The organism is Methylobacterium trifolii (assembly GCF_022179685.1).
Taxonomy (GTDB): Bacteria; Pseudomonadota; Alphaproteobacteria; order Rhizobiales; family Beijerinckiaceae; genus Methylobacterium; species Methylobacterium trifolii.
Genome location: NZ_BPRB01000246.1, coordinates 1 through 9,234 on the forward strand (window position 1 = coordinate 1; position 9,234 = coordinate 9,234).

Annotated in this window: 9 protein-coding genes; 4 read left to right on the forward strand and 5 right to left on the reverse strand. The window is 73.1% G+C overall.

Annotation, left to right across the window (positions count from 1 at the left end; translation table 11 throughout):
• On the forward strand, positions 1-1,886 hold a 1,886-nt coding region (gene glnD, locus COGEMETH_RS19990; RefSeq protein WP_238184357.1), incomplete at its 5' end, for a [protein-PII] uridylyltransferase.
• Positions 1,887-1,963: 77 nt separating this feature from the next.
• The gene (gene grpE / locus COGEMETH_RS19995; protein WP_238184358.1) at positions 1,964-2,596 is read left to right on the forward strand and encodes a nucleotide exchange factor GrpE; all 633 of its coding nucleotides are present in this window, start codon (positions 1,964-1,966) and stop codon (positions 2,594-2,596) included.
• A gap of 88 nt (positions 2,597-2,684) precedes the next feature.
• Here the strand turns inward: grpE and COGEMETH_RS20000 are convergent, their stop codons facing one another.
• The 3 genes from COGEMETH_RS20000 to COGEMETH_RS20010 form a co-directional block, all read right to left on the reverse strand.
• A complete protein-coding gene (locus tag COGEMETH_RS20000) occupies positions 2,685-3,062 on the reverse strand; it encodes a phospholipase A2 family protein (RefSeq protein WP_238184359.1) in 378 nt (125 codons plus the stop codon).
• A gap of 153 nt (positions 3,063-3,215) precedes the next feature.
• Positions 3,216-3,956: an outer membrane protein gene (locus tag COGEMETH_RS20005; protein ID WP_238184360.1), complete on the reverse strand. Its 741-nt coding sequence runs from the start codon at positions 3,954-3,956 to the stop codon at positions 3,216-3,218.
• A 47-nt stretch (positions 3,957-4,003) separates the two neighbouring features.
• Positions 4,004-4,144: a hypothetical protein gene (locus COGEMETH_RS20010; protein WP_238184361.1), complete on the reverse strand. Its 141-nt coding sequence runs from the start codon at positions 4,142-4,144 to the stop codon at positions 4,004-4,006.
• A gap of 476 nt (positions 4,145-4,620) precedes the next feature.
• On the opposite strand from COGEMETH_RS20010, the gene COGEMETH_RS20015 reads away from it, so the two are divergent.
• Together COGEMETH_RS20015 and COGEMETH_RS20020 are read left to right on the forward strand one after the other, a co-directional pair.
• Positions 4,621-5,472 (forward strand): DUF6502 family protein, encoded by an 852-nt coding sequence (locus COGEMETH_RS20015; protein WP_238184362.1) that lies wholly within the window; start codon positions 4,621-4,623, stop codon positions 5,470-5,472.
• 11 nt (positions 5,473-5,483) lie between these two features.
• The gene (locus tag COGEMETH_RS20020) at positions 5,484-6,824 is read left to right on the forward strand and encodes a DUF5666 domain-containing protein (protein WP_306421770.1); all 1,341 of its coding nucleotides are present in this window, start codon (positions 5,484-5,486) and stop codon (positions 6,822-6,824) included.
• Between the two features lie 11 nt (positions 6,825-6,835).
• Here COGEMETH_RS20020 and COGEMETH_RS20025 read toward each other — a convergent pair whose 3' ends face one another.
• Both COGEMETH_RS20025 and pbpC read right to left on the reverse strand, forming a co-directional pair.
• Entirely contained in the window at positions 6,836-7,114 is a 279-nt protein-coding gene (locus COGEMETH_RS20025) for a hypothetical protein (protein ID WP_238184364.1), read from the reverse strand.
• 40 nt (positions 7,115-7,154) lie between these two features.
• On the reverse strand, positions 7,155-9,234 hold a 2,080-nt coding region (pbpC, locus tag COGEMETH_RS20030), incomplete at its 5' end, for a penicillin-binding protein 1C (RefSeq protein ID WP_238184365.1).

Sequence of the window (9,234 nt, forward strand, 5' to 3'; positions counted from 1 at the left end):
GCTCGACGCCCGAAAGCCCGCCGCGAGGGCTTTCGGGCGTCGAGCGCTTCATGAAGGCGTATTTCCTGATCGCCAAGGACGTGGGCGACCTCACCGCCATCGTCTGCGCCGAACTGGAGGCGCGCCACGCCAAGCGCACGCCGGTCCTCGACCGCTGGATCGGCAAGTTCCGCGACCGCTTCCGCGCCACCGCGATCGAGGCCGAGGATTTCTGGATCGACCACGGCCGGGTCAACCTGCGGGCGGAGGACGCCTTCGAGCGCGACCCCGTCAACCTGATCCGGCTGTTCTGGCTGGCCGACCGGCACAACCTCGCCATCCACCCGGACGCCAAGCGGCTGGCCAGCCGCAGCTTGCGCCTGATCGGCCATTCCCTGCGATCGGACGAGGAGGCCAACCGGCTGTTCCTCGAGATCCTGACCTCGAAGAACTCGCCGGAATCGGTGCTGCGCCAGATGAACGAGGCGGGCGTGCTCGGCCGCTTCATCCCGGATTTCGGGCGCATCGTGGCGATGATGCAGTTCAACATGTACCACCACTTCACGGTGGACGAGCACCTGCTGCGCTCGATCGGCGTGCTGGCCTCGATCGATTCCGGCCGCGTGGACGAGGCCTATCCCCTGGTCTCGCGGCTGGTGGGCACGATCCGCAACCGCACCGCCCTCTATGTCGCGATCCTGCTCCACGACATCGCCAAGGGCCGGCCCGAGGACCACTCGATCGCGGGCGCCGCCATCGCGGCCAAGCTCTGCCCCCGCTTCGGCCTGAGCCGGACCGAGACCGAGACCGTGGCCTGGCTGGTGGAGCACCACCTGCTGATGTCGATGACGGCCCAGAGCCGCGACCTCTCCGACCCCAAGACCATCGAGCGCTTCGCGGGCACAGTGCAGACCCTGGAGCGCCTGCGCCTGCTCACCATCCTCACGGTGGCCGACATCACCGCCGTGGGGCCGGGCGTGTGGACCGCCTGGAAGGGCACCCTGGTGCGCACCCTCTACGACGAGACCGAGGTGGTGCTCTCGGGCGGTCACTCGGAGATCGCCCGCACCGACCGGGTCCGGATGATCCAGATCGCGCTGCGCGAACAGCTCCCTGACTGGACCTCGGACGAGTTCGACGCCTATGCGGGCCGGCACAACCAAGCCTACTGGCTCAAGGTCGACGGGGTGCGCCACTTCAAGAACGCGGGCTTCCTCAAGACCGCGGTCGAGGCCGGGCGCACCAGCGCCACCGACGTCGGCACCGATCCGGTGCGCGGCGTGACGGAGCTGACGGTCTACTCCCCCGACCATCCGCGGCTGCTGGCCATCGTCACCGGCGCCTGCGCGGCGGCCGGCGGCAACATCGTGGACGCGCAGATCTTCACCACCACCGACGGCTTCGCCCTCGATTCGATTTTCATCTCCCGCGCCTTCGAGAGGGACGAGGACGAGCTGCGCCGGGCCAAGCGCATCAGCGGGGCGATCGAGCGGGCGCTCAAGGGCGAGATCAAGATCGCCGACCTCGTGGCCGACAAGCACCCGCCGACGAGCGCGCGGGCCAAGACCTTCCTGGTGCCGCCGGACGTGGCCATCGACAACGCCCTGTCGAGCCGCGAGACCGTGGTCGAGGTCACGGGCCTCGACCGGCCGGGCCTGCTCTACGAGCTGACCACGGCGCTCGGGCGCCTGCAGCTCAACATCACCTCGGCCCACGTGGCGACCTTCGGCGAGCGGGCGGTGGACGTGTTCTACGTGGTCGACCTCACCGGCACCCGCGTGACCCAGCCCGACCGCCAGACCGCGATCCGCACCGCGGTGATGGAGGTGTTCGCCGGCGACGTGGCCGTCCTCCGGGCGGAGGGCCTGGAGGCGCTGGTCGCCGCGCCGCCGCCGCGGGAGGCGTGAGGGCTCGGGTTGATTTCGAAGTCCGCCCGCCTGATATCAGCGCCGATCCCGAACCTCGCCCGACCACGTAAATCGCGATGACGAGCAACGACATGCAGCACGACGACCCGCGCCAGACCACGGCCGAGGCCGGATCGGGCGCAGAGCCCGCGGCCGACGCCGCGCCCGCCTCCGAACAGGCCGAGGCCAATGCCGGTGCCACTGCCGGTGTCTTGGCGGCGCTGACCGCCGAGCGCGACGAGTTCAAGGACCGGACCCTGCGCACGCTGGCCGAGATGGAGAACCTGCGCCGCCGCACCGAGCGCGAGGTAACCGACGCCCGCACCTACGCGGTCACGAACTTCGCCCGCGACGTGCTGAACGTGGCCGACAACATCCGCCGGGCGCTCGACAGCGTGCCGGCCGAGGCGCGGAGCGCCGCCGAGGGCGCCCTCAAGGGCCTGATCGACGGCATCGAGTTGACCGAGCGCGACCTCGCCAAGACCCTGGAGCGCCACGGGGTGAAGCTGGTCGAGCCCAAGGGCCAGCGCTTCGATCCGAACCGCCACCAGGCGATGTTCGAGGTTCCGGATTCCGAGGTGCCCACGGGCACAGTCGTGCAGGTGGTCCAGGCCGGCTACGTCATCGGCGACCGGGTCCTGCGCCCCGCCCTCGTCGGCGTCGCCAAGGGCGGCCCGAAGGCCACGACCAACCCAGCCGACGCGGCCTGATTTCGTTTGGGATTTCTTCGGACGACGCGAAGGCCCGGCGGGAGCGATTCCGCCGGGCCTTTTGCGTTCGCGTCCGGCCGCTTACGGATCAGTCGCAGGGAAGCGACAGGGCGCCGTCCGCGATGAACTGCGCGGTGTCGCGCACCTTGCGGGGCGTGCGGGGGTCGCGGGCCACGAGGCCGGCTTCTTCGTGCAGGCGATCGTTGCACGAGCATTGCGGCAGCCGGCCCGAGGCGACGCCCGGCGAGCAGGCGTCGTGGTGGGCGCAGGCGAGGTCCAGGGCGTCGACCGGCGGATGGCCGGGGCCGCGGTTGCCGGGGCCGCAGAAGTTGCCGTGGATCAGGAAGGCGCCGCGTGCCGCGTCGATCGTCGGCATCTCCTGCGCCAGGGACGGCAGGGCGGCGCCGGCCGCCAGGGTGCAGCCGAGGGCGAGGGCCCGGAATCGGTGGAGGATGGGAGCGTTCAAGATCAGTTCCGTTCGAAAGTTGCCCGCCATCTGCGCGAAGATGGGTCGCCTGCGCCGTGAGGCAACCGGAACAGCCGTCCGAGGACGCTTTCGTGCGGGACGCGGCAGCGGCGGCGCCGGTACGGATTTCGTGTCGCCGGCTGCCGGGTCAACCTAGAATCGGTAGTTCAACCCCGCCAGCACTACGCCGAACCCGGAATCCGAGCGGCCGAGGCCGTAATAGGCCGGGACGGCGGAGTCGTAGTAGGTCGCGCCACCGGTAGGCCGCCCGAGGTTCAGGTAGAGCGCCTCGATCTTGGCCGAGAGCTTTGCCGTGAAGGCGTACTCGATGCCGCCGCTCACCGCGTAGCCGGTCCGGCCGCTGTCCGGCAGGGTGTAGGGATAGGCCGAGGCGTTGGAGGCGCGCGCGCCGCCGCCGTAGGCGAAGCCGCCGGTGCCGTAGATCAGCACCCGGTCGAGGGCGTAGCCGACCCGGCCGCGCACGGTTCCGAAATAGTCGAGGCTCGGGCGCACGCTGTAATAGGGTGTGGTGCCGAGATACGCGGCGTCGGCCTTGGCGAAGGCGGCAGCCTGGATGTCGGCCTCCAGGCCGACCACGAAACCGGAGCCCGGCGTGAACTGGTAGTTGTAGCCGACCTGCCCGCCACCAGCGAAGCCGCCACCCCGGCCGCCGCCCGTGACCGTGCCGTAGGTCGGATCGGTGACGCTGCCCGACCCGCTCCCGAACCCGTAGCCGGCATTGGCGCCGACGTAGAACCCCGTCCAGGTGAAGACCGGCAGCGTGGGCGGGAGGGGCGGGGCTGCGCTGCGGGGAAGGTCGGCCGCATGGACGCCCAGGGTCGCGACGAGGCCCGCAGCGAGGCCCAGCAGGGCCGCCGAAATCGGTTTCGGCATCGGTTCTTTCGTGGTTTTCGGTGAGGCCGGGCGCGGCGACGCCTCGGTCAGAGGGCCAACAGAAGCAGGCCGACCACCGTGACAGCCAGGATCAGGCAGAGGGCGAGGTCGAGCACCGTGGCGCCGCCGCAGGAATCTGGATCGTCGTGGAGCGCCATGCCCGCGTCCCGGGCCGGAATGGAGATCATCGGGCTCACTCGGGCTGCGCGGGTTGCACGGTGTGGAGGAACGCCTCCCGGACCGGTGGGGCGGTCCGGGAGGCGCCGGCGGGCACTGCCATGCTGCGCGAGGGGGACGACAGGACGGCGGCCTGCATTGTCTCGGGGCCGCTGGCACGGTGGACCGTGTCCGCGACGGTGATCCCGAGCACGGGCAGACTGAGCGCGGCGAGGCAGAAGCCGAAGCGTGCAAGCCGCGTGAGTGATTGAGAGGGGGCAACCCGCGGACGGAGCGCCTGAGGGCCGATCGGCGGCAGGGGCGGGCATAGGAGGGCTCGTCTCGGGTCGCTCATCCGCCTCATCCTTTGGTCATCGCGTGGGAAATTCGACCACGTTTTGTGAGTACGTGTGCAAAAATCCCACGTCAATCGGATATGTGTGAGCTCACGTGCGTTGCCGCACGATGTGGGATTGTCTCCCACGACTGGGCCGCTAAGCTCGCGCCCATGTCCGAGACCGTCGACGCCACACCGGAAGGAGCCGCGCTGCACGCCCCCGTGGCGCGCCTGCTGCGCCCGCTGGTGCGCCTGTTCGTGGCCCGCGGCATCACCTTCCCGGCTCTGACGAACCTCCTGCGCGAGATCTACGTGAACGTGGCCGAGTACGACTTCGCCCTGCCGGGCAAGGAGCAGACCGACAGCCGCGTCTCCCTGCTCACCGGCATCCACCGCAAGGAGGTGCGGCGCCTGCGCGGGGCCGGCGCCCCGGTGAGCGTGGTGCCGGCGGTGGTCTCGCGCACCAGCCGGATCATCGCCCGCTGGCTCGCCGACCCGAAGTTCACGGACGGCCAGGGCCGGCCCCTCCCCCTGCCGCGCTTGGGGGAGGCGGGCGCGCCCTCCTTCGAGGCCCTGGTCTCCGGCATCACCCGCGACCTGCGGCCCCGCGCCGTGCTCGACGAGTGGCTCGACCGGGGGCTGGCCACCCTCGATCGCGCGGACCGGATCGTGCTGGCCGAGGCCGCCTACGTGCCCAAGGGCGGGGGCGAGCCGCAGCTCTACTATTTCGGGCGCAACCTCCACGACCACATCGCCGCATCGGTAGCCAACATCGTCGGCGAGGTGCCCCGCTTCCTAGAGCGGGCGGTGCATTACGACGGGCTCTCGGAGGACCTTGCCAGACGCCTGGAGGCGCGCGCCCGCGAGATCGCGATGGAGGCCCTGCAGCAGGCCAACCGCGAGGCCCACGCCGCCTGCGAGACGGACCCCGGCGGCGACCACCGCTGGAACTTCGGGCTCTACGTCTACGCCGAGGCGGTGCCCCCGTCGGGCGCGCAGCCCCTCGCCCCGGTCGAGCCTTGAGGAGCGTGCGCGTGCCGCGCAAGACCGCTCCGGACCGCCGCCGCGTCCTGCACCTGCTCGCCGGCGTCTGTGGAGCGCTGCTGCCCGGCCTCGCCCGGCCGCGGGAGGCGCCCCGCGACCAGGGCATCGGCGGCACCGGCGCCCCGCCGACGGACGGGGCGGCGGGGGAGGGCGACCGCGGCATCGGCGGCACCGGGGTCATCGGCACGATCCGCCGCTTTGGCTCCATCGTCGTCAACGACCTGCGCATCGCCTACCCGGCCGACGTCACGGTGCGGATCGACGGCATGCCGGGGCAGGCATCCGACCTCAAGCTCGGCCACGTGGTGCGGGTGGTGGCCCGCGAGACGGACGGCGGCCTCACCACCGGCCGCATCGACGTGACCAGCGAGGTTGTCGGCCCCGTGGAGGCCGTGGGCAAGGATCGGCTCACGGTGCTGGGCCAGCGGGTCGCCACCGCGGGCGTCGCGGGCCGTTGGGCCGTGGGGGACCGGGTGGCGGTGAGCGGCCTGCGCCGCCCGGACGGGGTGGTGGTGGCGAGCCTGGTGGAGGCGCGGCCGGAGGGTCCCGCCCGCGTCGCCGGCCCCCTGCGCCGGGCGGCCGACGGCACGCCGACGATCGGGGCCTTGCGCCTTGCCGGCGCGCGCGGCCTCGCCTTCGGCCGCCGGGCGCTCGTCACCGGAGAGGCGGGCGCCGGCGGCTTCCGGATCGTCGACGCGTCGGAGGCCGGGGCGCCCTTCGTGCCGGGCATCCGCCGGGTCTCGATCGAGGCCTATATCGGCCGGAGCGGGGCGGGGCTGAACCTCGGCTCGGGGCTCCCCGTGACTGGTATGGCCGGCGCGGATGTCCCCCGCCGGGGCAGCGTGCGCGCCGTGCTGACAACGCAGGCCTCCACCGATGGGCGGCTCACCGTCGAGCGGCTGCGGGTGGAGGACCGGATCGCGCCCACCATCGAGCGTGAGCCGGACCGGCTCCGGAACCCGCGCTTCGAACGCGAGCGGGACCACCTCGACCTGCGCAGCCTGCCCGGCCGGGGACCGGAGGGGATCGGCCAGGGCGGGCTCGGGCACGGCGGACTCGGCCAAGGCGGGATCGGCCAAGGAGGGCTTGGACAAGGAGGGCTTGGACAAGGAGGGCTCGACACCCGGCCGATGCCGGGGGGCGGCGGCTTCGGGCCGGGCGGGCCGGGCGGACTTGGACAGGGCAGCCTTGGAGGACAGGGCGGGTTCGGCGGGCCGGGGGCCCTCGGGGCACCGGGAGGGCTCGGCGGGCCGGGCGGCCTGGGTGGGCCCGGCGGATTCGGCGGGCCGGGCGGCCTTGGAGGACAGGGCGGGTTCGGCGGCCGGCGCTGAGGGCCGGACCGTTACGCCTTCGGGTGGAACCCGACCCAGAGCAGGCCGAACCCGACCAGGACGGCGAGGCAGCCGGCGATGATGCGGGGTTCGAACCGCGGACCCGTCGAGCCGATCACCGCGCTCCAGGCATCGGCGCGCCGGTTGCGCTTGAAGATCAGTTCCGAAAAGTTCGGGCTGACGAGGAGGGCGGCTCCCAGCGCCAGCGCCAGCGCGCCGACCAGCAGCGACCCCCAATCGATCCCCGGATTCATCGGCCCTGCCCCATCGCTCCCGTCGGTGCGGCGCACCGGGTCGATCCTACCGCGCGGCGCCGCGTTGGCAACGGCGCTATTCGATCCGCACCACGACGCTGTCGCTCGCGCCCGCCGCGTCGAGGACCGAGATCCGGGCGAAGCCCACCCCGTCCGGGGCCCAGGCCGACTGGCGCCGGGCGCCTTCCGAGACCGGCCGATTGTTGACCATCCAGGTCAGCGGCGGGACGCCGCCGAGCGCCTTGAGGGCGAGGCTCGGGCCCGGCCCCGGCTCGGACAGGCCGAGGTCGATCCGGGCGCCGTCCGGCGGGTAGGCGATCTTGAGGGTGGCGCCGGCCGCCGACAGGGTGCGCGGCTGGTCCCCGCGGATGTGGCGCAGGGGCGGCGGCAGGGCCGCGTTGGTGGCGACGAGGGCGTCGCGTGCCTGGGGCACGGGCTCCGGCTCGCCGCCGAAGCGGGAGAAGGCGTCGAACAGGATCGGCGCGGCCACCGTGCGGCCGACGAGGCCCGGCACCGCGGCCCCGTCCGGGCGCCCGACCCAGACCGCGACCGTGATCCGCCGGTCGAAGCCGGCAGCCCAGGCGTCCCGGTAGCCGAAGGAGGTGCCGGTCTTGTAGGCGATCCGGCCGGCGAGCGCGTTGTCGGGGGGCGGGGTGCCGCGCAGGATGTCGGCGACGTACCAGGCCGCCACCGGCTCGGCCACGCTGCGCTGGGACGATGCAGGCGGCGGCCGGTCGGCGCGGCGGGCGAGGTCCGGCACGCTGCCGGCCCGCGCCAGCCCGGCATAGAGCCGGGCGAGGTCGGTGAGCGTGATGCCGAGCCCGCCCAGCGCCACCGGCAGGCCGGGGGCGGCCTCCCGCGGCAGGGCGATGCCGGCGCCGGCCCCGCGCAGGTGCGCGACGAAGCGGGCCGGGCCGACCAGTTCCATAAGCGCCACTGCGGGCACGTTGAGGGAGGTCTGGAGTGCGCGCCGCGCCGTGACCGTCCCTTGGTAGGTCAGGTCGAAATTCTCCGGGGCGTAGGTGGCCGAGAACCGGGCCGGCCGGTCCTCCAGCAGGGTCTCGGGATGGGCGAGCCCGTTCTCGAAGGCCAAGGCGTAGATGAACGGCTTGAGGGCCGAGCCCGGCGAGCGCACGGCCAGCGTCATGTCGATGGCCCCGCGACGGGCGGGCTCCAGGTATCCGGCGCTGCCGACCTGGGCCAGCACCGCGCCGGTCGCGTTCTCGATCACCAGGATCGCCGCCGACAGGCCGGGGCCGGCCGCAGCCGCCCGCTCCGCGGCCAGCGCCTCCAGGCTGGCCTGGAGGCGGCCGTCCAGGGTCAGGCGCAGGGTCCGCGCCTCGGGATCGGCCGCCACGGCCTCCTCCGCGGCGTGGGCCGCCATCATCGGGAAGCTTTTTTTCGTGTTGGGAACCGGTTCGGCCTTGGCCGCCGTCGCCTCCGCGCGGGTCAGGACGCCGCGGGCGGCGGCGATGTCGAGCACCCGGTCCCGGGCGAGGCGGGCGCGCTCCGGGAACCGGTCCGGCCGGCGGGATTCCGGCGCCTGCGGCAGGGCCACCAGCAGGGCGGATTCGGCAAACGACAGCCGGGCCGGCTCGCGGCCGAAATAGGCGAGGCTCGCCGCGCGCATCCCCTCCACCGGGCCGCCGTAGGGGGCGAGCGCCAGGTAGAGGTCGAGCACGCCCGCCTTGCCGAGGCGCCGCTCCAGTTCGACCGCGCGCACCATCTGCCGGAGCTTGGCGGTCAGCGAGCGCTCCGGCCGCGGCTCGACGAGGCGGGCCACCTGCATCGACAGGGTCGAGCCGCCGGAGACGACGCGGCCGTGGGCGAGCCATTGCCAGGCGGCACGCGCGACCCCCACCGGATCGACCCCGGAATGGCTCGCAAAGCGCCGGTCCTCGTAGGCGCGCAGCATGGCCAGGGTGCGCGGATCGACGGTGCCGGCCGAGACCGGCAGCCGCCAGCGTCCGTCCACGGTGGCGAAGGGGCGCAGCAGCCTGTCCGAGCGGTCGAGGACCACGACCGAGCGGAGGTTCGCCTGGGTCAGGTCGAGGGGCGGGAGGGTTTGGACGTAGAGGTAGAGGGCGGTGCAGGCGCCCGAGACGGTGACGGCGATGGCGCCGACGATCGTGCGCAGAACCCTCCCCCCTTTGCGG

What these genes read in the sequence shown, in the direction of transcription:
- grpE (WP_238184358.1), top strand. Translation starts at nt 1,964, where the DNA reads ATGACGAGCAACGACATGCAGCACGACGACCCGCGCCAGACCACGGCC.
- COGEMETH_RS20005 (WP_238184360.1), bottom strand. Translation starts at nt 3,956, where the DNA reads ATGCCGAAACCGATTTCGGCGGCCCTGCTGGGCCTCGCTGCGGGCCTC.
- COGEMETH_RS20010 (WP_238184361.1), bottom strand. Translation starts at nt 4,144, where the DNA reads ATGATCTCCATTCCGGCCCGGGACGCGGGCATGGCGCTCCACGACGAT.
- COGEMETH_RS20015 (WP_238184362.1), top strand. Translation starts at nt 4,621, where the DNA reads ATGTCCGAGACCGTCGACGCCACACCGGAAGGAGCCGCGCTGCACGCC.